This window comes from Vibrio sp. L3-7, from assembly GCF_963898195.1.
In the GTDB taxonomy this organism is placed as follows: Bacteria; Pseudomonadota; Gammaproteobacteria; order Enterobacterales; family Vibrionaceae; genus Vibrio; species Vibrio echinoideorum.
In genome coordinates this window covers 47,967-70,572 of record NZ_CAWQUW010000017.1, presented here as the reverse complement: position 1 = coordinate 70,572, position 22,606 = coordinate 47,967, and the positions used below count along the sequence as shown (strand labels likewise).

General features: G+C 43.2%; 22 protein-coding genes, 1 rRNA gene, 2 pseudogenes and 1 riboswitch. Of the genes and pseudogenes, 13 read left to right on the top strand and 12 right to left on the bottom strand.

The annotated features are described in order from the left end of the window. Positions 1 to 228, bottom strand: a 16S ribosomal RNA gene (locus AACW75_RS13705); the annotation flags it as partial. A gap of 569 nt (positions 229 to 797) precedes the next feature. Next, on the bottom strand, positions 798 to 1,322 hold the full coding sequence (locus tag AACW75_RS13700) for a DUF3087 family protein (protein WP_102550916.1): 525 nt from the start codon (positions 1,320 to 1,322) through the stop codon (positions 798 to 800). Between the two features lie 257 nt (positions 1,323 to 1,579). On the opposite strand from AACW75_RS13700, the gene trmY reads away from it, so the two are divergent. Further along, positions 1,580 to 2,179 carry a tRNA (pseudouridine(54)-N(1))-methyltransferase TrmY gene (gene trmY, locus AACW75_RS13695; protein WP_054546299.1) on the top strand — a complete coding sequence of 200 codons (600 nt, stop codon included), beginning with the start codon at positions 1,580 to 1,582 and terminating at the stop codon, positions 2,177 to 2,179. A 251-nt stretch (positions 2,180 to 2,430) separates the two neighbouring features. Further along, positions 2,431 to 3,633, top strand: a complete 1,203-nt coding sequence (locus tag AACW75_RS13690; RefSeq protein WP_135457109.1) for a hypothetical protein — start codon at positions 2,431 to 2,433, stop codon at positions 3,631 to 3,633. A 96-nt stretch (positions 3,634 to 3,729) separates the two neighbouring features. Here the strand turns inward: AACW75_RS13690 and AACW75_RS13685 are convergent, their stop codons facing one another. After that, on the bottom strand, positions 3,730 to 4,830 hold the full coding sequence (locus tag AACW75_RS13685) for a permease (RefSeq protein ID WP_135457107.1): 1,101 nt from the start codon (positions 4,828 to 4,830) through the stop codon (positions 3,730 to 3,732). Positions 4,831 to 5,062: 232 nt separating this feature from the next. Here AACW75_RS13685 and AACW75_RS13680 point away from each other — a divergent pair, with 232 nt between their 5' ends. Both AACW75_RS13680 and sigZ read left to right on the top strand, forming a co-directional pair. Continuing rightward, positions 5,063 to 5,359 (top strand): ArsR/SmtB family transcription factor, encoded by a 297-nt coding sequence (locus AACW75_RS13680; RefSeq protein ID WP_004733042.1) that lies wholly within the window; start codon positions 5,063 to 5,065, stop codon positions 5,357 to 5,359. Further along, positions 5,343 to 5,942, top strand: a complete 600-nt coding sequence (sigZ, locus tag AACW75_RS13675; RefSeq protein WP_145571838.1) for an RNA polymerase sigma factor SigZ — start codon at positions 5,343 to 5,345, stop codon at positions 5,940 to 5,942. The genes AACW75_RS13680 and sigZ overlap by 17 nt, the downstream gene beginning before the upstream one ends. Before the next feature lie 135 nt (positions 5,943 to 6,077). On the opposite strand, the gene AACW75_RS13670 is transcribed toward sigZ, so the two are convergent. Both AACW75_RS13670 and AACW75_RS13665 read right to left on the bottom strand, forming a co-directional pair. Further along, entirely contained in the window at positions 6,078 to 6,692 is a 615-nt protein-coding gene (locus AACW75_RS13670) for a YitT family protein (RefSeq protein WP_029222369.1), read from the bottom strand. 460 nt (positions 6,693 to 7,152) lie between these two features. Next, the gene (locus AACW75_RS13665) at positions 7,153 to 7,302 is read right to left on the bottom strand and encodes a hypothetical protein (RefSeq protein WP_186437217.1); all 150 of its coding nucleotides are present in this window, start codon (positions 7,300 to 7,302) and stop codon (positions 7,153 to 7,155) included. 29 nt (positions 7,303 to 7,331) lie between these two features. On the opposite strand from AACW75_RS13665, the gene AACW75_RS13660 reads away from it, so the two are divergent. The 3 genes from AACW75_RS13660 (at position 7,332) to AACW75_RS13650 (ending at position 9,917) form a co-directional block, all read left to right on the top strand. Beyond that, positions 7,332 to 8,537, top strand: coding sequence for an MFS transporter (locus tag AACW75_RS13660; RefSeq protein ID WP_054546296.1), 1,206 nt, complete (start codon positions 7,332 to 7,334; stop codon positions 8,535 to 8,537). A gap of 225 nt (positions 8,538 to 8,762) precedes the next feature. After that, positions 8,763 to 9,488, top strand: coding sequence for a sulfite exporter TauE/SafE family protein (locus AACW75_RS13655; RefSeq protein WP_172837687.1), 726 nt, complete (start codon positions 8,763 to 8,765; stop codon positions 9,486 to 9,488). A gap of 66 nt (positions 9,489 to 9,554) precedes the next feature. Further along, on the top strand, positions 9,555 to 9,917 hold the full coding sequence (locus tag AACW75_RS13650) for an MmcQ/YjbR family DNA-binding protein (protein WP_145571840.1): 363 nt from the start codon (positions 9,555 to 9,557) through the stop codon (positions 9,915 to 9,917). Positions 9,918 to 9,969: 52 nt separating this feature from the next. On the opposite strand, the gene AACW75_RS13645 is transcribed toward AACW75_RS13650, so the two are convergent. Next, positions 9,970 to 10,716: a phosphatase PAP2 family protein gene (locus tag AACW75_RS13645; RefSeq protein ID WP_145571842.1), complete on the bottom strand. Its 747-nt coding sequence runs from the start codon at positions 10,714 to 10,716 to the stop codon at positions 9,970 to 9,972. A gap of 387 nt (positions 10,717 to 11,103) precedes the next feature. Next, positions 11,104 to 11,254: riboswitch (FMN riboswitch) on the top strand. Between the two features lie 185 nt (positions 11,255 to 11,439). Here AACW75_RS13645 and ribB point away from each other — a divergent pair. Together ribB and AACW75_RS13635 are read left to right on the top strand one after the other, a co-directional pair. Beyond that, positions 11,440 to 12,096 (top strand): 3,4-dihydroxy-2-butanone-4-phosphate synthase, encoded by a 657-nt coding sequence (gene ribB, locus AACW75_RS13640; RefSeq protein WP_054546292.1) that lies wholly within the window; start codon positions 11,440 to 11,442, stop codon positions 12,094 to 12,096. A 380-nt stretch (positions 12,097 to 12,476) separates the two neighbouring features. Beyond that, the gene (locus AACW75_RS13635) at positions 12,477 to 13,325 is read left to right on the top strand and encodes a hypothetical protein (protein WP_102551303.1); all 849 of its coding nucleotides are present in this window, start codon (positions 12,477 to 12,479) and stop codon (positions 13,323 to 13,325) included. A 129-nt stretch (positions 13,326 to 13,454) separates the two neighbouring features. Here AACW75_RS13635 and AACW75_RS13630 read toward each other — a convergent pair whose 3' ends face one another. Next, positions 13,455 to 14,351, bottom strand: a complete 897-nt coding sequence (locus AACW75_RS13630) for a LysR family transcriptional regulator (RefSeq protein WP_145571843.1) — start codon at positions 14,349 to 14,351, stop codon at positions 13,455 to 13,457. Positions 14,352 to 14,513: 162 nt separating this feature from the next. Here AACW75_RS13630 and AACW75_RS13625 point away from each other — a divergent pair, with 162 nt between their 5' ends. Then, on the top strand, positions 14,514 to 15,152 hold the full coding sequence (locus AACW75_RS13625) for an NAD(P)-dependent oxidoreductase (protein WP_145571844.1): 639 nt from the start codon (positions 14,514 to 14,516) through the stop codon (positions 15,150 to 15,152). Between the two features lie 77 nt (positions 15,153 to 15,229). Here the strand turns inward: AACW75_RS13625 and AACW75_RS13620 are convergent. Further along, a pseudogene (locus AACW75_RS13620) lies at positions 15,230 to 15,331 on the bottom strand (cupin domain-containing protein); the annotation flags it as partial. On the opposite strand from AACW75_RS13620, the pseudogene AACW75_RS13615 reads away from it, so the two are divergent. After that, a pseudogene (locus AACW75_RS13615) lies at positions 15,328 to 15,417 on the top strand (winged helix-turn-helix transcriptional regulator); the annotation flags it as partial. The pseudogenes AACW75_RS13620 and AACW75_RS13615 overlap by 4 nt on opposite strands. Positions 15,418 to 15,473: 56 nt before the next feature. Here the strand turns inward: AACW75_RS13615 and AACW75_RS13610 are convergent. Next, the gene (locus AACW75_RS13610) at positions 15,474 to 16,379 is read right to left on the bottom strand and encodes a LysR family transcriptional regulator (RefSeq protein WP_004733015.1); all 906 of its coding nucleotides are present in this window, start codon (positions 16,377 to 16,379) and stop codon (positions 15,474 to 15,476) included. A gap of 314 nt (positions 16,380 to 16,693) precedes the next feature. On the opposite strand from AACW75_RS13610, the gene AACW75_RS13605 reads away from it, so the two are divergent. Next, the gene (locus AACW75_RS13605) at positions 16,694 to 17,413 is read left to right on the top strand and encodes an SDR family oxidoreductase (protein ID WP_010433036.1); all 720 of its coding nucleotides are present in this window, start codon (positions 16,694 to 16,696) and stop codon (positions 17,411 to 17,413) included. A gap of 109 nt (positions 17,414 to 17,522) precedes the next feature. On the opposite strand, the gene AACW75_RS13600 is transcribed toward AACW75_RS13605, so the two are convergent. Together AACW75_RS13600 and ompW are read right to left on the bottom strand one after the other, a co-directional pair. Next, a complete protein-coding gene (locus AACW75_RS13600; protein ID WP_145571846.1) occupies positions 17,523 to 19,349 on the bottom strand; it encodes a choice-of-anchor I family protein in 1,827 nt (608 codons plus the stop codon). A gap of 202 nt (positions 19,350 to 19,551) precedes the next feature. Further along, positions 19,552 to 20,193 carry an outer membrane protein OmpW gene (ompW, locus tag AACW75_RS13595; protein WP_145571847.1) on the bottom strand — a complete coding sequence of 214 codons (642 nt, stop codon included), beginning with the start codon at positions 20,191 to 20,193 and terminating at the stop codon, positions 19,552 to 19,554. 400 nt (positions 20,194 to 20,593) lie between these two features. Here ompW and glgC point away from each other — a divergent pair, with 400 nt between their 5' ends. Beyond that, a complete protein-coding gene (gene glgC / locus AACW75_RS13590; RefSeq protein ID WP_102551295.1) occupies positions 20,594 to 21,817 on the top strand; it encodes a glucose-1-phosphate adenylyltransferase in 1,224 nt (407 codons plus the stop codon). A 177-nt stretch (positions 21,818 to 21,994) separates the two neighbouring features. Here glgC and AACW75_RS13585 read toward each other — a convergent pair whose 3' ends face one another. Beyond that, complete coding sequence (locus tag AACW75_RS13585; RefSeq protein ID WP_145571849.1) at positions 21,995 to 22,579, bottom strand: hypothetical protein; 585 nt, start codon at positions 22,577 to 22,579, stop codon at positions 21,995 to 21,997. Between the last annotated feature and the right edge of the window lie 27 nt (positions 22,580 to 22,606).

Here is a 22,606-nt window from a genome sequence, read left to right as displayed (position 1 = left end):
AGAGGTCCGAAGATCCCCCTCTTTGGCCCGTAGGCATTATGCGGTATTAGCCATCGTTTCCAATGGTTATCCCCCACATCAAGGCAATTTCCTAGGCATTACTCACCCGTCCGCCGCTCGACGCCCAACAAATCCTCCGAAGATTCAATGTTGTCGTTTCCGCTCGACTTGCATGTGTTAGGCCTGCCGCCAGCGTTCAATCTGAGCCATGATCAAACTCTTCAATTTAAGATTTTGTGACTCAACGAATACTGACTTCAAAACTATTCTTTATAAATAAAGAGTGTAATTTTAAAGCTATTACCATTCCAACAGAATGATAATGAATTGACTGTGCCGAATAACTACAAGTAGTTAAACGTATTGGTCACTCAGTTCATTGAAATCAAGTTTATTACCGAAGTAACTGTCATTACGCTCTTTCGAAAAAGAACCAATAACGTTTTGATATTCATCAACGAGTGCCCACACAGATTGATAGGTTTAAATTGTTAAAGAGCTTTGCTTGTCGAAACTTTCTTTTTACAAAGAAACCCTTGAAAGCGGACGTGAATTCTAGCGATTTAATCTTAAGTGTCAAACACTTTTTAAAATTAATTTCTTTCGAACTTTCCGTCTTACTGATTACCGCTGAAGCCTTGTGGCGTCTGCCGTGTCAGTGAGGCGGCATTATAGAGATCATCGTAAACATGGCAACCCATTTTTTGATAAAAATTCAAAAAAGTTGCTTAAGCGTCTACTTTTACGTCAAAACCCTCTTTCATAGGCCAAAGTTAATACAATCAAGAGCATATAACTTAGAATTTCGCGACTAGATCTTTCGAAAATGCCTTTATATCCAGTTCGATACTCCACTTTTCACTCAGCTCCACTATGTTATCTAGCGATTGCTGAACCGTTTTTATCGTCAATGTATTGTTATCTAGGTCGTATACCTGTTTTTGCGTAGTGTAATAGAAGTAAAGGATCGTCAGTGCTTCTCGATCGCCTTGCTCAGCTTTCGGTTGAATACGCTTGAGCTTGCGATAGATTTGATTGTGAGTTTGTTTAAGGTTCCACACATAAAGTGCTTCCTTAAAGTAATCATGCCCTTTCACACGACTCGCGATAAAGGCATTCAGTGCGACTGATAAAATCACCCCGAGTACATTCAAATGGAAATTGCCTGTCGCTTCCCCAGTAACGGATCCAACTGAACCAAAAAGTTCAATCAGAATGCTACCGAATACGATGGCAAACAAGGCGAGTGACCCAACCAATGAAACCAACAGTAAGTTCATCTTCTTTTTATATTCTTCTTTATTAATCTTCTGTAACTTCATCGACTACTTCCTTATGTAAGTCACCTGATAATTTGCGCATACTATCTATGTAAACCTTGGTTCGCTTCAACCTTTACCATCTTGTAATGTGGTCATTCTCTATTTAATACGTAGAGTTCTTCTGATCAGTACTATACATAACTCCATTTGACTTCATTAATAGAAAAGAGTTACATACCGCCATAAATTTTGGTTATTCATCAATTCATGTTGATAAAGCCTGTTTCGCTTTATCACATACTGACAAGGTACATTCCATGCGTTCATTTGTATTACGCGCTCGCGCAGCCCCTACAGAGAGTAAACTTATCTTAGAAGGTGTTGGTCAAGATGCTCATACCGAGATTCTGGCTCATACTCTGATGAACACGATCTTCGTTGCTCAATCTCACCGTGAGAATGTGACCGTGCACCTTGTGTTAGAAAGTACTAAAGACTTTTCACGTACCATTACATTCGATTCAAACGAGATCACCAACATTGGTGGCTTTCATGAATCGGCATTGTTATCAGCGGTAGTAAGAGCGGTTGACGCTTCTCAGGGTATGACAAAAGAACAGACACGTCAGGTTGAAGCTGGCATCACTGTTCGTACAATGAGCTTTGAAAAATTGGTTAAAGAGCTGGCTGAAGACCATCAGCTGTACATGATGGATAAGAAAGGCGATTTTATCCGTGATGCCGAGATTGCGGAAAACCCATGTTTCCTTCTAACTGACCATATCCCTATGCCGAAGAAAAGCTACAACAGCTTAAAGCGTTTAGGGACAGAGAAAATTAGCTTAGGTCCAAACATGCTGTTTGCTTCTCAGTGTGTTGTATTGATCAACAATGAGCTAGATATAAGAGGCTTTTGATTTTTAATCATTACCTCAAACATAATCTTGTTCTTAAGCCCGGCATTCTGTCGGGCTTTTTGTTTGCATTCCATAACGTTCTCAATTTCCTTTCCGTTTACTTCATAGTGCCCTGTAATTATTAGGTCGAGTTCCACTTCGTTGCATCGAATTTCGGAGCAATGCCTCTCTCTAACTCATTCAATCTTATAAATTTCTCATATCACTTCTATACTGATTCCAATCTTAATTAATCGCGTTAAAGGCAAAGGATGAGCGTATTAACCGTATTCTTCTGTGGCACAGGCTCAAACTCAGAAGACAACAATCATAAAAACTATGTTTCTGGCGAATTGATTTCGACGCTCGCGAAGAATGCAACGGGCAGAGATATGATCGACTACATTCAAGTCGATGGAGTTGGTAGTGGGAACCAAAACGAATGGTTGAAGCAAGCCAAAGACGACACGTATTCAACGATTAGAGGAACGCTGCAAGGCAAAGGCATCGATAGCAACATGCGTCATGTACTTAATATTATGCGCGGGACTCAAAAAGATAAAAACGACTACGTAACACGAGCGAAAGGATTACTCAGTGAAACTCGTCCTGAAAAATCAGCATGGCCGTTTGCCGCTAACAAGCAATATCAAGAATGGGTAAAAGAATCAAAGGTGCTCGCAGCAGATTTAAAACACGGTCTTGCTGCTCGACAACAAAACTTAGCTCTAGAGCGCCAAAGTAAACCAATCAGTCAGGTAAACATTGTCGGTTGGAGTCGTGGTGGTGTCAGTTGTTTCGAACTTGCCAATCGCATGCTAAAAGACCCGAAGCTTCGCGATATCTCCGTCAACATCTTTGCCTGTGATCCTGTTCCTGGCGGACTAAACTCATTCAAAGACTACAAATCACTCGGTAAGAATGTAAAACAACTGGTGTGTGTTTTTGCGGAAGATGAACGTTCACTCGCATTCAAAGCACGGATGCCAAGACTAGATAGTTCAACCAAGTACTACACCACTTTTATGCCTGGCCGACATTCAACTTTGGTAGGCAATGCAAATACCTCTGGCGGTAGCAAAGGCAGTGGATTACTCACAGGGCCGGGATTGGTCACCCGAGACTTTATGGAGAAAGTATTAATTGGTTGGGGAACAAAGCTAAAACCATCGACTACTTTAAACTTCACCAGACAACGCGTTGTCGAGTTGTACGATCAAATGCAACGTCATGAAGAACATTTTGATGCAATGCACAAAATCACTTACACCGCTAAGAACCGAGTGTTATGGACTGGTAAGAATAGGATTGGCCAACAAAAGGAAAGACGATTTGGAATTCCTATGTATCGATTCCAGTTTCCAGGCATAACCAACAGTTACGGAGATACTGTTAACCGTCATCATTGCGATGTACTTTCAGCTAATGCATTCGCAACCAAAGGCATATCCGCAGCGCTATCCTGTTCTATATAGGTCACCGGTATAGAAAAGAGCTCACAATCGTGAGCTCTTTAATTTTTCTGCTATCTATCTTTCTATTTTGCTATTTTGCTATTTTGCTATTTTTTATTAAGCAAAAATAAAGCTGTATAGGAAACCTGCACCCATCGCCATACTTAGGATAACGAATAGAAATGCTGCAATCATTTGATTTTTGAATATTGATTTAAGCAGAATAACTTCTGTCAAACTTGCACCGGCACTACCAATGATCAATGCCATTACCGAGCCTAACGCCATACCTTTCTGAACTAGAGCAGCACTTAATGGAATTACCGCTTCAGCACGAATGTACAGTGGAATACCAATCACAGCCGCTACAGGAATCGCATACCACATACCCTCACCAGCGTACTGTGCAATGAGGTCTGTAGGAATGAAGCCGTAGATGAATGAACCAATCGCGATACCCATCATTAGATAAGGGAATACTTGTTTGAAGTCTTTCCAAGTTGAGAACCAAATTCTCATCCAACGGCTAGGTTCTTTCTTCTCTACGATTTCGGCCGTCGCGCTTCCATCCGTTGAGCAGCATGAAACAGTAACTTGTGGCTCTTCTTTTTTCGAATCGCAGCAAGATGTCTCTTTAGCCATTACAGGTGCAGGTTCACCACATGCACTTGTACCACATGAAGATTCTTCCTTCGCTGGCGCTGCTTTCTTAGGAGCAGAATCATCACAGCTAGTCCCACAGCTTGAAGAAGAACTTGTCGATTCATAAGCTTCAGGTTTTACGTAACGCTCAAAGCCAAGCTTCTCAAGTGCGTAACCTGCCACTACCGATACCGTCATTGCTACTAAGAAGTAGAACACAGCTACTTGCCAGCCGAACGTAATCACGAACAAGCCAATGATCACCGGGTTCAAGAGTGGGCTACCGAATAGGAACACCATCATTGGACCAAAACCTGCTCTTGCACGCAGCAATCCTTTTAGGAAAGGAATCGTCGAACATGAACAGAAAGGCGTAATCGCACCCAATAGTGCTGCAACCACATAGCCCTTACCGTTACGTGAGCTCAAGATAGATTGAATCTTTTCTGGCGTAAGAAACTCTTGCAGAATCCCAACAATGTAGCTGATCGCCAAAAAAAGGATGATTAGCTCTACTGCTAAGAAAGCGAACATATCAAGTGCGTCTTTTAGCATTGTTAACATTTCATTGCTCATAATAACTCCAAACTGGATTTAAGGCGGGACTCTATGAGGAAAGTAACCAACCCTTAATTTCGAATATTCTCGAATTATAGAAATATTTCATAACAGATCAAGATTTATTTCGATAAAAATCGAATTAACTTTTAAAAGGAATAATTTTCAATAAGTTATAGAATCACTATTTTTACATTTGTATTCGGACTACATTTCGACTAATATCGAAATTAAATCTTGAGGAGTTAATATGAACTTAGAAGTCGTTGCGAAAGCACTTAAAGAGTTGGGTCACCCTATTCGCCTAACTATTTATAAGAGTGTCGTTAAAGCTGGCTACCAAGGCATTGCGGTTGGCGGCTTACAAGAAGAGCTCGGAATTCCGGGGTCTACCCTTTCTCACCACATATCAAGCTTGGCATCGGCAGGACTAATCAGCCAAAGACGAGAAGGAAGAACGTTATTCTGCGTGGCGGAGTATGAATGTCTAGAAGGCGTGATTGATTTCTTACAAGACGAGTGTTGCGTAAATGAACAATGCAACTAATGCACCTTTGAATAGGGCATCTTTGGACTTAGAACAGGTTTGGGCTGAGTATCAGCAAGCGTTAAAGTCATTCTTGCATTCTAAGGTGAGCAACACCGCCGATGTAGACGACTTGCTTCAAGAGATCTTGATTAAGACTTATCAAAACCTAGACAAAGTCCAAGATACAAGCAGCGTAAAATCGTGGCTATTCCAATTAGCCAATCACACCATTATCGACTTCTATCGTAAGCATGCTAGACAACAACGTGACAGCCAAATTGATGCTGAAGATCTATGGTTTACCAATTTAGACCACAATTCTGAGTTCAAACAGAAGCTTTCATTATGTGTTGAACCCTTTATTCAGGCGCTACCTGAACAAAGTTCATCATTACTGCTTGCTGTCGACATCAAAGGCCAAAGCCAAAAAGAGATCGCAGAGGCTCAAAACATCAGCTACTCGACCGTTAAGTCTCGTGTTCAGAAAAGTCGCGGGGATCTTAAAAACCTGTTTGAAGAGTGTTGTAACCTGTCACTTGATCAACAAGGCAATGTGATTGACTGCGAGCTCAAGCCAGACAACGATTGCAGCAACTGCTAATGGCTACATCGAAATAGTTATTGAAATGAACAAAGCCAGCAATTGATGCTGGCTTTGTTGTTTTTATAATCTGCAAATCACTTTGCTTAAGCTAACCTAGTGCTTGAGCGAACCTAACTACTCTGCTTCCACTTACTACGCTGCTTCCGCTTTGACGACCGGTTGATAGCGCCCCGGTTTATGGTTCATCGCTAGAATCAAGTTGGTGACTATCGCACCAAGCACAGACAATAGAACCAGTGACACGTCAACAATAAACAGTGAAAGCACTACAATCGTACAGTCTAACGCCATCTGAACTTTGCCCGCTCGAATACCAAAACGTTCTTGTAAGAATAACGCCAAAATGTTGAAGCCACCCAAACTCATCTTATGACGGAAGATCACCAGCATGCCGGTACCAATCAAGCCACCACCGATTAAAGCTGCATACAGTGCATGAATTTCGGCAATCTGAATCACGTGATACAAATGGTCCACAGCGAACGAAACAATCGAAACCGCGATAAAGGTATTGATGGTAAAACGCCAGCCCATACGAGCAACCGACAAAATATAGAAAGGTAAGTTGAGCGCGAAGAACACTTGACCAAAACTTAGATCTGTTACTTTGGTTATGAAGATCGCTAGACCAGCCGTGCCTCCGGTGAGCAAACCGACTTGATTGAAAAAGATAACGCCAAGTGAAACCAGTGCGCTACCTAAGAGCAGTGCCAGTAAGTTTTCGCGAAGATTATGATCTTTATCCATGTGAATGACTCTCCCTGAATCTTTGAACATCGCATTTCAGTAGTTTTGAAACGATTTACGCCCAAATTTACGATGTTTGACAGATAAGTCGAGTGAACGGCCAATGTTGCTTAGTGATTAGTTTGTATATTAGTTTTTACAGTTTTGTGAAATCTTCAATTAAACAGATAGTTAAAAACCTGAAGTCAGGCTCTCATTATTAATTGCATGTTTCTATCACTGAATGAGTGAGCTTCGAGTTTTCCTCTTTATTGGTCACGTTTCGCCCTAATTCTAACGATGCTTAAATCTATGCATAAAACGCATAGACTAAATCACAAAAGGTCATTTGATACATACACTACTCGTCATTATGATGCGCGACTTCTTACAACATTGAGCGCATGTAAACACCTTATGTTTTCACAATCTCTTTTTGCCCAACTGGCCAGAATGACGCTATTCCTCGTCATTAGTTTGGTTATTGTGCATCACAGTCAGCCATTGATTGATCTCTTGGCTCAGCATGCCGTGAGCAGTGGATGCCACCAGCAGTCAGCGCATGAGCATTCTGGACACGAACATCACCATGAGATGACTGACCAACACATGTCAGCGCAAGACCACTCACATCACCACCATTAATTTAAGAGTATTAGAATGAGCATTTTCCGTTTTCCTTTACTGGTATGGCTTGGGATCGGCACACTTATTATCAGTCTAGGGATCAGACAATCATTCGGCATTTTCATGATGCCAATTTCAGAGCATTTCGGCACGGGGCGAGAGTTTTTCAGCTTCGCTATTGCTCTACAAAACCTGCTGTTCGGTGTGTTCCAACCTTTTGTGGGTATGGCCGCAGACAAATGGGGAGCAAGACGCATCATTATTGCTGGCGCATGTGCTTACGGTTTGGGTTTACTTCTTACCTCAATTTCTACCGAATCAAGCATGCTTTACGTTTCATTGGGCGCACTCGTTGGCCTTGGATTGAGTGCGACAAGCTATGTGATCGTGTTAGGTGCAGTAGCAAAAGTAGTACCTGCAGAGCACGCGGCTAAGGCATTTGGTTTAACCACAGCAGCAGGTTCGTTTGGCATGTTCGCTGTGATTCCAGGTGCACAATACATGTTGAACGAATTCGACTGGCAAAGTGCGATGCAAGTATTTGGCGTGCTTTGTTGTTTCATGATCTCTTTTGCCCTGTTTATGCGAGCGCCGAAGTCGGCAACCAATAAACAAGTAGAAGACACTCAGACACTAAAAGAAGCGCTGTCTGAAGCATTTGCGAACAAAAGTTATTGGTTAATTCACGCAGGCTTCTTCGTGTGTGGTTTCCACGTGATGTTCATTGCGACGCACTTACCGAGTTACTTAGCCGACAAAAACCTACCCGCGAGCAGTGCAGCAATGGCACTGGCTTATGTGGGTATTTTCAACATCTTCGGGTCTTATTTCTGGGGTGTGATGGGCGATAAGTTCAGCAAGCGTCATGTAATGTCGGCACTGTACTTAGTTCGTACTGTAGTTATTGGTGCGTTTGTGACTCTTCCAGTAACTGAATCAACGGCTGCTATCTTTGGTGCGGCGATTGGTTTTTGTTGGTTGGGAACGGTACCACTCACCTCTGGACTAGTTCGTCAGATCTTCGGTGCGCGTTACCTATCTACTCTGTACGGTTTGGTTTTCTTTACTCACCAAGTGGGTAGTTTCTTAGGCGCTTGGGTTGGTGGTCGTATTTACGATTACTACGGATCTTACGAGCCAATCTGGTGGTCAACTGTGATACTGGCATTTGCGGCTGCGCTTATCCATTTACCAATTAATGACAAGCCTATTGAACGCCTGAAATTGGCAATGGCTTAACGTTTAACGCTGACTCCCCCATCAGCTAAAAACCAACAGTCATTCCAATAAAGAGAGTGAGTATTGAAGGATAACATCCTGAGGTATTCGCTCTCTTTTTCGTTGCCCGTTATATCGACAATAATAAAGGTCGATATTTGCATAAACCTCACTGAATAATAAGACTATTCTTTTCGTTTTAATTTATAGTATTCGTTAGCTCCTTTAAAACTAATCCGCAGGCTTATGGAATACATAGATCAGACAGTACTTATCGCGATGGCACTCATTTTTGTCGGCTCGTTTGTGCAAACCGCAATCGGCTTTGGCTTGGCTATTGTGGCAGCCCCACTGCTGTTTTTAGTCTCACCTGACTACGTACCCGCGCCTATCTGTCTCGTTGGCCTGTTCATTTCTATATTCAATGCGTTTAAACACCGAGCAAACATTTCTATCGGCGGATTAAAAATTGCACTGCTTGGACGTATTCCGGGGTCGATTGCAGGTGGTGCTTTGTTAGTGATGGTTTCAACGAGCGTGTTGTCTCTGTGGTTAGGCTTATTAGTGGTATTTGCGGTGATTGTCAGCTTGCTGCCGTTTAGATTAGAGCCAACACCGACCAAGATGGGCATTGCTGGATTCTTCTCAGGTTTCTTTGGCACCAGTTCAGGTATTGGTGGTCCACCAATGGCGTTACTACTTCAGCACCAAGATGCCAATCAACTTCGTGGTAACCTTTCTGCGTTTTTCGTGTTTAGTTCTATCATTTCATTACTGGTACAGATCCCAATTGGCTTCTTCACGATGCACCATTTGTTCATCACAATCCCGTTGCTTCCTGCGGCTTGGTTGGGTTACAAAGTGGCGTTAATGACCACGCAAAGCATTCCAAAAGAGAAGATACGTATCGGTTCTTTATTGTTATGTTCTATCAGTGGCTTTACTGCTATTTGGCAGGGCTTAGCTGGCTAGTTCATAACGAAAACGCTGATAAATAAGCACAGTTCCAACACACCCATCTATTGAAAGGACACTCCTATGACATACGACGAGTTCAACGCATTCTGCGAGTCACTACCTGCCACCAGCTATGTGATGCAGTGGAATAACTCTCACGTTTGGAAAGTAGGTGGGAAGGTGTTTGCGATTGGTGGTTGGGGGCCTAACGACGAGACTGCGTTTATCTTTAAGGCATCCGATCAGAACTTCGACTTTCTGAAAGAGGAACTTGGCTATAAACCCGCGCCCTACTTTGCTTCGCGCGGAATGAAGTGGATTCAGCTTTTTGAAAGCACATCAGAAAGGGATGAGGAGCTGAGATACTACCTCACTGAATCACACCGAATTGTTTCATTAGGGCTAACCAAAAAGAAACAAGCAGAACTAGGGCTCAATCAATAACGTTTATCACGTATTGCTAATCTGAGCCCTCTTTCGGAGTGAGGAAGGATCCCTAAGAAGTCTGTTTCAAAAATGCAGGTAAATAGCGTTCTATTTTTTGCTCTGAGATAAGCGGCACCAATAGATAGATAAGACCTGCAAAAGCGATAGATCCGGCTAAGTCTTCTGGGCGATGCATGCCAAGCCAAACTCGGCTGTAAGCGACACCACCAGCCCAAACCAGTAAACCACCTACCAAATAAAAACGCTTCGCTTCTAAAAACAATCCACCGAAGAACGCCAAACACACACCGACGAAAATCATGTGTCCAGATGGGAAAGAATAGTCAGTCTCACCCAACCAATGGCGCGTTCGCCACTCACTCACCTTATCTTGCACAGATGCAATCGCTGCGTTCTTTTCTACCAGTGGCAGTTCATAAAACACTTCTGGCATTTCGACAACTTCTTGTGTCACCAAATACTCAGAATAAGGTCGAGGGCTTTCTGTTGAATGCTTTAAGAAGGTTTTCGCTGCAAAGCTAAGAACCAACAACAGGCCAAGCTGCAGACACAGGCTGACTAGCTTAGCTTTAGAAAACTTCATCGTGAGCAATGCCAGAGACAAAACAGCTAGCGTTACCAAGAATCCTTGATTGCCTGCTGAGTACGTCACGAACGTCACGAACGCACCATAGAAAGGCAAAACCGCACTTCCAAGGTCAAAGTTCGATCCAAAGATCAAAAAAGGTACGAGAGAATACAAACTTAGAACGAGAAGTAATAAGCCTTTGGATTTGTTAGAGAACAGAGAAGTCATGGCTAAAATCTTTTAGGTAAAGTGTCCGGATGCTATCGCAGCTTAGCAGCGCTAATATCAATTTTATGTCAAAACGGTCAGTAAGACGTCATGGTGTAACAATATTGAATTATTAGGCCACGTTAGCATTCATTTGATAAACATTTGCTTTATCAACGATATGAATTGGACACACACTCATGTTCATAGACACATAAAAATCCTTTCAAACATCAAAAATCTACGCACAACTGTGTATGCAAACCAAGTGATGTCTGTTTCGTTGATAAAATGAGCACTTACCGCATTCCAAGAGCAGAATCTAAAAAACTTTGCTGTCAGTCCTTTAAATCCACTATTGAAAGGATTACCATCTGGTCTGCTTTCAAAGCAAAACAAATTATTAATTTTTATTCTCAGGGCGGGGCGAAATTCCCCACCGGCGGTATGTCCTTAGCAAAATCTAAAGATAAGCCCGCGAGCGCTCGATTCGTCGAGGTCAGCAGATCTGGTGAGATGCCAGAGCCGACGGTCATAGTCCGGATGAGAGAGAATGAAAACACACTCGTTTAAGTTGGAAAGGCATGCCCATTTATTGGGTTCATTCCTCCAACTTAGACGGGTGCATTTCGTTTTGGATAAAACCATAATGAGCTAAAGCCTCTTGTAATGAGTTAGCTTTGTCGTGCTCGGTTGAGATCCCTCATACAGCCCTGATTCTGGTGATATTTTAGGAGTTTAACCATGAATCAGTCTTCATTACTTGCCGAATTTGGCGAACCAATCACTCGCGTTGAAAACGCACTGCAAGCTCTACGCGAAGGTCGTGGCGTACTTTTACTTGACGATGAAGATCGCGAGAACGAAGGCGACATCATCTACTCAGTAGAACACCTAACCAATGCTCAAATGGCACTAATGATCCGTGAATGCAGCGGCATCGTGTGTCTGTGTCTAACCGACGAGCAAGCAAACCAACTTGAACTTCCACCTATGGTTGTAGATAACAACAGCGCAAACCAAACTGCGTTTACGGTGACTATCGAAGCAAAAATTGGCGTAACGACAGGTGTTTCTGCCGCTGATCGTGTAACAACGATCAAGACAGCTGCAAACCCAACAGCTAAGCCTACTGACCTTGCTCGCCCTGGCCACGTATTCCCATTACGCGCTCGTAAAGGTGGCGTACTTGCACGCCGCGGTCACACAGAAGGCACTGTGGATCTTATGCAAATGGCAGGTCTTCAATCAGCAGGCGTACTGTGTGAAGTAACCAATCCAGACGGCACGATGGCAAAAGCGCCAGAGATCGTTGCTTTCGGTAAAATGCACAACATGCCAGTACTGACCATTGAAGATATGGTGATGTACCGCACTGAGTTCGACCTTAAGCTTGCGTAACGTTTAATCGTCAGTGTCCCGCGCTGGCGATAATTGGATCGCTAGTAAATATTGAAAGGCCTCACTTTTTAATGCTGTTTCTAGTTAATAGCATTAAAGAATGAGGCCTTTTTAATTTCCGTACTTTGAGACGAACTAGAGATTGATCGCCGAAGTGTCCCTACCTATCGAAACCTCCCCAGCCTAATCACAAGAAAAGCGTAACCTCTCAAAAAATCCTGCAAAATATGAGAAACATTCACTCGAATGGTGAAGTCATGCACCATTATTGAACATCCATAAATAGAGAAAAACATAAACCACTGAAATATAACGCTTATTGATTTTGGCACGGTGTCTGCACTACCACTAAGTAGGTATACACATATTAGGAGTTAAATATGTTTGTAATTATTTCAGTTGGTTTATCCATAGCAGTACTTGCTGCCCTATTTCATTTTTCCAAAAAGAGACAAACGGCGCTATCACATAGGTTTGAAACCTTAGTTCTACTCAGAGAACTATTGCTGCTATCACGCAAACATCGCGCCGCAACGCATTATGCTCTTGGTTATAAGCTGTCTAGCGACTCGATTCGCAAAGTGAATGAGATTTACGACAACATACTTGAGGTGTCTGAACTGCTTCAATCTCATGTGTCGTTTGATAGCCGTCCTATGTATCGCATCTACCATCTAAAACTCATCGCAATGCACAGCGATTGGCAAAACCGTAGCTTGGTGCGTAACCAATCTATTCACGGTAAAACCATTCGCCACAGTATGTTCTTGATGGATGAAGTCATGATCATCTGGCTGATCCAATCTGAACGAGAAGACATGAGTAGCGAATACCATATGAATTGGCAACAGATCTTAGACTGCATGGAGATCTTGACCAAGTTACGAATGTGTATCCCTGATATGGAGAAGCCAGAAGAGTATGCGAGATTCAAATTCTACGCCTCTCAGACACACAGAAAACTTAACCAATTATCGATTATCTGTCCTATAAGCAGTGGGTCACCCATTTGCACACGTGCGATGCATGCACTCACCGAGATCGCATCAAGTACCGAAGCAACTCAACCGGCAGATAGCATGTACGAATTAACAAGCGATATATCAACCGTCGTTTCAAAAGTATACGACCAAGTATTGACGGACATTACCAGAAGCTTGTATCGACCTTTACCTGACATTAACGAAAAGGCGATAGACACCCGATTATCCGTACATCATTACATGTAAAGACTTCGTGAGAGGAGAGCGTGCTGGAACTCTGAATTATTGAGTTCAAATCCGATATCATCTTTGATATCGGATTTTTGTATTTATATGTTTATGCCTTGTGTACTTGTGTACTTAGGATATATAACCTCAAACACCCTCAGATTTAATATCGTTAGACCAAGCTTCTGCTGCAAAATCAATAAACTGACGTACAACAGGGAGTTGATAGCTGCGTGATAGATACACCGCCCAAAGCACACTGCTCGGTGAAACAAAGTCTTCCAAAATCCGCTTCAACTTACCATTGGCAATCAATGGATTCGCTAAGTCACACGGTAATCGCACGATCCCTTTGCCATGCTGTGCGGCGCGGGTTAACACCCCAACATCGTTGGCTTTAATGGTGCCAGACACCTCAACCGAATAATGTTGGTTATCCTTAACAAAATCCCACTTAGAGACACTCAAATGGCGAAAGCAATTATGTTGTCGAAGTTCTTCAATCGTTTTAGGTTCACCGTGCTTGTCTAGATAAGCAGCAGATACACACACAACGGAATCGATTCCCATTAGCTTTCTGGCAATTAAGCTTTCATCAGGTTGATCGGTATATCGAAGTGCAATATCTATCCTCTCATCCACCAACTGAGTAAAACGATCCGAAGCAAAGAGTTCTACCGTAATATTTGGATGACGCTCAGTGAACTGCTCGACCACATCCAATAACATGTTTTGAGTTAAACCAATCGGCGCTGCGATTCGAATTGTCCCGGAAAGATCATCGGTTTGATTAAGCGCAGTAACCTCTAGCTCTGCGGTCTCATGGAGTATTTTTTCACAGCGTTGTAATGCGATTTCCCCTGCCGCCGTCAAACTCACCTTTCGAGTTGTTCTATGCAAAAGTCTTTGTTTTAGCCACGCCTCGATCTCTTGAACGTGGCGCGACACTTGTAATCGACTCATGTCCAAATGCTCTGCCGCTTGCGTAAAACTGGCACAATTTGCCACTTCGACAAAGCTGCGCATCGCCGTCAACCTATCCATCGCACTCTCCTTGAGCTGTTTAGCAGCTAACCGAATCTTATTAGATCACTATATAGATACAATCTACATCATTTTACGATATTTATCTCAACCCAGTAATCTATTAGACTGCAATGGCTGTCGAGAAAACGACTCAATAAATTCGATAATTGGAGAGACATTATGAAAATTGCAGTATTAGGTGCATCAGGTTGGATTGGTAGTCACATCGCTCAAGAAGCTCAATCTCGTGGTCACGACGTGGTTGCTGTAGTAAGAGATGCAAGCAAAGTAGAAACCAAAGGTGTTGAAGTTCGTTCATTTGATTTACAAGATGAAGCAGCAAGCCTTGCAACCGCGCTATCCGGCGTTGATGCAGTAATTACTTCGATTGGCGGACGTGCTCTGGGTAATCACGACATCGTAAAAAATACTGCGACTAAATTGTTAGCCGCATTACCAAGCCTTGGTATCGAGCGCCTACTTTGGGTTGGCGGTGCAGGCTCATTAGAAGTGGCGCCAAACGTACCGTTAGTTACCGTTCCGGACTTTCCAGCAGAGCATAAAAACGAAGCGCTAGCACAAGGTGAAGCTCTTGAAGTGTTCAAACAGTCTGATAGCCAGGTTAACTGGACGTTCATTAGCCCAGCGGCAGAAATCTTCCCGGGCGAGAAACTGTCAACCTACCGCACAGGCGGCGACCAATTACTCACCGACGAAGCTGGCAACAGCAAAATATCCGTCAGCGATTACGCTATCGCGATGATTGATGAACTAGAATCTGGCAAGTTCCCACGCCAACGTATTGGTGTCGCTTACTAGTCAGCTCATATGTAAAAACTAAAAAAGCCGCTTGTTCAAAACAATGCGGCTTTCTCATCTTTGTATTGGGCATTCCTTTAACCCAATGGCAAGTGCCCCGTTTTCACGAGGATAACGGTCTCTTCTTCCACATATGGAAAATGCTCGCTCATGTGAGGGCTACGCATCCATGTGTGTTGAGTATCAAGTAACACCCTTTGGTGAGAAGTTTTTACTGATTCTGGACCAGCTGGAAAACCTACAAAACGAAATCGACGAGATGTAAGTTCGAGCCAGTCCAACTATTGCCAAAAAACGCAAGGCGTAAAAAGCACGCACTATTTAGCTCACTGGCATTTGCTCAAAGCGACCTTTTACAAAATCAATAAAGGTTCGAATTCGGCTCGGTTGATAGCGGTCTCGATGGTAGATCGCTGAAAAATCGACCTTAGGCACCACCCATTCTTCAAATACTTGCAGCAGTTGCCCGTCGTTCAGTTCTTGCAAGCAATAGATGGTTGGTACACGAATAATTCCGTTGCCCGACTTCGCGCCCTGCACCAACACTCGCCCATTTTTACATTGCAGCCTACCTGTCACATGCACATCGACCGTTTTCTTGGTGTCATCTAGCGCTTGAAAGCTCCACTTACGCACCGAGCCGGTTAAGCAATCATGATGGATCAGATCTTTGGGGTGACTAGGCTTTCCTTTACGAGCAAAGTACTCTGGGCTCGCGAGTGTTCCCATCTCAATGTCCAGAAGCTTTCTTGCGATAAACCCTGCATCTTCTAAGCTCCCCATGCGAAAAGCGATATCGAAAGCGTCTTCAATCAGATCGACTCGGTTACTACTAAAATCAAGGCTAATACTGATGTCTGGGTAAAGCTGCATAAACTCATTCACTAGATCCGCGATGATCACCTCACCAAGATAACCGCCGACACAGTTTACTTTTATGTCGCCACGTACTTCTTCGACATCGTCCACAGCAGCAATCAGAGCTTGGTCTATATTATCTAAGGCTTGTTCACATCTCGCGTACAGATCTTGCCCTGCGTGCGTCAGCCTTAAAGTTCGAGTGGTGCGGATAAACAGAGTCACACCCATCTGCTTTTCTAAGCTACTCACTTGACGTGATACGTGGGAGCGTGACACATCAAGCTCCTCCGCTGCTTTAGTGAAGTTACCTAAACGAGCGATAAGCACGAAAGAACGAATGTCAGACAGGTTAATTTGATTGAGCATGGTCGCCAGCTTACTTGTGAAATTAAAAAGTGATGAAGCTATAGAGTTATGACGCTATAAATCTATAAATCTATAAATCTATAAATCTATAAATCTATAAATCTATAAATCTATAAATCTATAAATCTATAAAGTGAACATCTTTATTGTTGCACTTCAGCAACAGTGTTTCAAGTAAAGCGCTATATATCAACAATGCTATTTTCCTTAATATACCTCCATCGCAACGAAACAAGGCAACAAGCACTTGATTCGAATGCACTTAAACAGCACGTCGTAGCCAACCGACGCAATAAAAGTACAGAGGAAATAAAATGAAAAAACTAATCGTAATTACAGGTGCAAGCTCTGGTATTGGTGAAGCAATCGCTCGTCGTCTAAGCGATGAAGGTCACCCTCTGCTACTTTTAGCTCGTCGTGTTGACCGCCTTGAAGCGCTGAACCTACCAAACTCTCTATCTGTAAAAGTAGACGTAACAGACAAAGCGTCTTTTGATGCAGCAATCGCACAAGGTGAAGCGAAATTTGGCCCTGTAGACGCGCTTATCAACAACGCTGGTGCAATGCTTCTTGGTCAAATCGATACTCAAGACGCTCAAGAGTGGAAGACAATGTTCGATGTAAACGTGATTGGCCTTCTAAACGGCATGCAATCTGTACTTGCTCCGATGATGGAACGCAACACTGGTACTATCATCAACATCAGCTCTATCGCGGGTAAGAAAACATTCCCAAGCCACGCAGCTTACTGTGGTACTAAATTCGCGGTACACGCTATTTCTGAGAACGTTCGTGAAGAAGTTGCCGCTTCAAACGTTCGTGTTACGACTATCGCACCGGGCGCTGTAGAAACTGAGCTTCTGTCTCACACTACCTCTCAAGAGATCAAAGACGGTTACGATTCTTGGAAAGAAGACATGGGCGGCGTATTGGCAGCTGACGATATTGCTCGCGCGGTATCATTCGCTTACCAGCAACCACAGAACGTTTGTATCCGTGAAATTGCTCTAGCGCCAACTAAGCAACAACCATAGAAGTTAATTATCACGCATATATTTGTGATGCATAAATAAAAAGCGCCACTACTGATTCAGTAGTGGCGCTTTTGTTTTTATTGAGTCTAGCTACAAGCAGTAACCGTGATTAAAACTCAACGCGATAAACTGACGTGCTACCACTCACTTCGTTGCCAACCGCAATAAAGTGGTTACCAGAGCGAGTGAAATACTTGATTGACTCTGGGCCTAGGTCACCCGCTTTCGAGTTGTAAGTCTCGTTGTCACAATCACCGTCTTCATCAACCTTAGTGCACACAGGCTGAGTAAAGTCGCGGTTATTTAGATAGCTGATGAAACTTGCGTTCTTAGGCTGCGTTACGTCGTAAACCATGATGCCACCTTGGCGCTCAAGTCCAATAAAAGCATACTGCTTGCCGTTAATCTCAGCCACTTCGATAGCTTCAGGCTCTACCCCTTTATCATCACTGCGATCATCACCGCTTTGGTTGTTATCATTGGTGCTGTTGAAGTTTGCTGGATCTTGTTCAAGAACGATTCGAGCGAAATCATCACCGCTATCAAACACTAACTCGCCTGACTCATCCCAGATAGAGAACGAGCGGCTACCGAATGCTTGAACTTTTTGGTCAGCAGCAAGTGTTCCTTGTGGCTTAATCACCTTAAGGCGAGCCAGTTGCTTATTATCTTTCAATGCACCTGCCAATGGGTGGTTAGCGTCAACGTCTAGCTTCTTGCCACGCACTTCATCGACATAAGCAATACAAAAGTCTTTTTCTGTGGTGTAGTTTTCGGTGCCTTGGTAATCGTCACCATCCCACTCAAAGCCTTTGTCATCACACATTTGTTGTGTCGTTTTGATGCCATATTCACGGCCATCACCTTCGTTCGCAGTCACGATATAGGTATTGCCATCAACACTGTAGCTGGTGATGCTGTCTGGCATGTAAAGGCCTTCTAGCATTGCGTAGCTTTGTAGGTTACCGATGTTTTTGTCTTTATTTGACGCATCCAACTGAGCAGTATCCCAAGGCTTTCCACCTAATCCCAGAATCGCATCCACTTCTGCACTCGCCACGTCAATTGCTGCCAATGCATTGTTCTCTTGCAGGGCTACGTAAAGCTTTCCGTTATCAGCAAACGTTAGGTATTCCGGTTCAAGATCTTGAGCAACGGTTGCATTAGGCGCCGAGATTCGAACCTTGTCGGTTAGTTCTGCATGGCGTGGCTGGCCTTGGTTAAATGCCTTAAAATCAATCTGCGTGACTTTCGCTTGCAAAGGACCATTGGTTAAATCAACCAGTGTCACTGAGCCTTCAGGATCAATACTGTAATCCGCATTCGGCTCACCTTCATTTGCAGAGGCAATATAGCGACCATCTTTCGAGAAGCTCACCATGTCCGGCAATGCACCAGCCGTATAAGTAGTGATCAGCTCTAACGTGTCTGAACGATAAAGTGCAATGATGCCGTTTTGTTGCTTGTCGGCGTTTTCAATCGCGACAGCAACTAAGCCTTGATGAGTCGATACACTGTTCGCAGCACCGATAGTAATACCAGAAGCCGCGGCGGCTGATTGAAGGTCAATAGAACCCTCTGATGTTGGGGCGCTGTCAGCGTCCATCGATAGCACGTCAACTTTCTGTGCTTGAGCGTTAACCACATAAAGCTTGTCGGTACATGAATCGTAGCTGACGATTTCGGCTGCGGAAGTATCAAACGGGGCGTCAGCAATAGCACGACCAACAAGACTAATCCCAGAAACAATGGCATCTGTCATGTTCGGTTGTTGAATGGATTGGCATTGGAGGCTAAAAGTATCAAGTGACGTTTGAGACGATGTTGCAGTCGTTGATGGTGTTACCAACGTTGAAGTTGACTGAGAACACCCAACCAGAGCAGAACTTACCGCGATAGGCAGTAATAGAGTCAGCTTATTAAATTTACGATTCATATATCCTCCATAATTAGAACCGCGATCATAGAGGGCTGTTATGACAGTTATCTTTCTCTTTTATTAACAATAAATGACGACAATCAGTTTGCTTTACCCATAACAACAGAAAGTTAAGATGAGCACTCTATTAACAAGCAAGCAAAAAAAAACGCCCAAGCTGACTGATGCTTGAGCGCCTTTAGTAAACAAATAAGGAGGGTTAGAAGTTGTAACCACCACCGATCATGAATACCCATGGGTCGATATCAACGTCTGTTGAGTACTGTTTTCCACCCGCTTTGTATTTCGCTGTAGTGCTAATGTCTGCATACCAAACTGACGCATTCAAGAACCAATCTTCATTGATCATGTAGTCCATACCGATGTTTGCAGCAAGACCCCAAGAGTCATCAAGAGACAGGTCACTCAAGCCTGCATCTTTACCAGTGCCATTAAGTTCTTCATCAAAGAAGACAGTGTAGTTAATGCCCGCACCCACGTAAGGGCGGAAGTCGCTGTTCGCTTGGCCGAAGTAGTACTGAACCACAAACGTTGGCGGAAGGTGTTTAGTGTCAGCAACTTTACCTAAACCATTAACAGAAATACTGTGAGAAAATGGGCTCGCGGCTAATACTTCAAAACTGATGTTATCAGTAAACATGTAGCCGAAAGTAAGGCCAAGCTGAGTATCAGAATCAACCGAGAACTCTAGGTCTGGGTTGTTAAGTACAGCGCCGCTGCTGTCGTTTGGAGATACTGTTGCTGCACCTGCACGGATGATGAAATCACCTTCTTTATGAGCAAGAACATTGGTTGACATAAGAGCCGCAATAACCGCAATACCACATACTGTTTTTTTCATTATAATTTCCTTTTGAGGGCTTAATTCTTTATTGGTGAATGAGTAATCATTTCTTATTTTGCGTGCAAGGTAGCATATAATAACCCTACTTTATTGATGGAAATCAATTTGTGAAAACTTGTGATTATTTATGTAAATTTATATCGACTTGATCACTTTATTGCCTCATTTTATTGACAATTTTGTAATGCAACTTTCCCGTGCGTCATGCCGTTAAACTCACCGTCTCAATCTTGCTCGGACCTTTTGGATCAAAATGGAGCAAGCCAACATTTCGTGCGCATCAATTTGGTGCGTTCTCGTATTATTAGCTCATACCTCGCTTAATATTCAATAGGTTACATTTGGCTTAGTGCTTGCAAGTGTATGTTCATAATCATAAATACATGAGGTTCTGACCATGCAAGACACTCTAACGATCGTTCTGGCCGGCGGTGTTGGCTCTCGGCTTTCTCCCCTCACCGATAACCGTGCAAAACCTGCGGTGCCCTTTGGTGGCAAATATCGAATCATCGATTTCACACTCGCGAACTGCCTGCATTCTGGGCTTCGCCAAATTCTAGTACTGACTCAATACAAGTCTCACTCTTTGCAAAAACATTTACGAGATGGTTGGTCGGTGCTTAACCCCGAGCTTGGCGAATACATCACCAATGTTCCTCCACAAATGCGAACGGGTGATAGCTGGTATAGCGGAACAGCAGATGCGATTTATCAGAACCTGTATTTGCTTTCTCGCAGCGAAGCGAAACATGTGGTGGTGTTATCAGGCGACCATATTTATCGTATGGACTACGCGCCAATGCTCAAACAACATAAACAGAGCGAAGCCGACTTAACGGTGGCTTGTATGGAAGTTTCGATTGATGAAGCCAAAGAGTTTGGCGTTATGGAAATCAACGAATCGCATCAGATAAACAACTTCACAGAAAAGCCCCGTTATCCTGCCTGCGTACCCGGAAGGCCAACACGAAGCATGGCTTCAATGGGGATTTATATTTTCGATAAAGAAGTGCTTACACAAGCACTATTGGCGGATGCAGAAGATCCAAATTCCAGCCACGATTTCGGTAAAGATGTGATACCTAAATTGGTAGGGGATAAAAGCGTTTATGCCTACAAATTTGGAGACACCGAAGGCAGAGTTACACAAGATACTTATTGGAGAGACGTTGGTACCCTCGACTCTTATTATCAAGCCAATATGGATTTACTAAAGCCAGTTTCCCCTATCGATTTATACCAGCCCGATTGGGCAATCCGCACTTACGAACCTCAATTACCACCCGCTCGAACCATCGCTTCAGTTGAAGGTAATCAAGGGATCTTCATCAACTCGATGATCGCAAATGGTGTGGTGATAGAAGGTGGTTCAGCGCAGAACTCCATCTTTTTCCCAAAAGTTAAAGTCAACAACGCGGCCATTGTGATTGACAGTATTCTCTTTGAAGATGTTGAAATTGGGAAAAATTGTCATATACAAAACTGCATCATCGACAAGCATGTGAAAGTGCCTGATGGTACCCAAATAGGTATTGATAGTAGAGCGGATTCAGAACGATTTCATATATCAAAGAAAGGCGTGATTGTGGTGCCCTCTTCTTATGAATTTAATAAGTCATAACCTTAAACAAAACTAAATCACACTATCAAAAGGCAGCTTCAGTTGCCTTTTTCAATACCCGTAATTCAGTGTTCATCAGAACTGTCTATTAACCTAAAAGTGCGCTGAAAAACAAAAGTGTTGTGCAAAAACAAAAGCGCCCTATAAAAACAGAGCGCTTTCTAAATACAGAAAAGGCTACTTAGGTGCTAGTTCGTAGTTTTCTTGCATCTCATGTGGGGCAATCCCGTATTCATAATCAGCCAAGTAACCATCCTTATAAACCTTCATTCCTTTCTCATCCCAGCTGACTTTAATCACAGCCGTTTTTCCATCTTCACTGCCCATCAGTTCGAGAATTTCATCGTCAATCTTAATTGCTTTGATGGTTTTAATACGCTTAAACGGTTTAAATTCAGTGGTCGATGTTGGCAATGATCCATAGCTGCTGATCCAGGTTTCTTTTGGTACTAGCCATTGATTGAAAATGTCATCCACAATCGCTTTAGGCATGCTTGCAATCACTACATCACCCGTCATTACATTGTTTGTCTCTAAGCTGTAACCGCCCTTACCATCTGAAACATAAGTAGGAAAATCAACGCCAATTTCAGACTCCGCAGGCAAACGGCCTAAAGTGACGGATTTCTTAACGTACAGATCGGCGGTTTCAAATTGCTGCATGATTTCTGGAATTTTCTGAAACTCAACAGGTGCAGCAAAAGCATTAAAAGCGAAAGAAAGGGAAGCCGCGATTGCAGCGAATTTAACAGGCATTTTCATGGTGATGGGTCCAAATATAATGAAGCT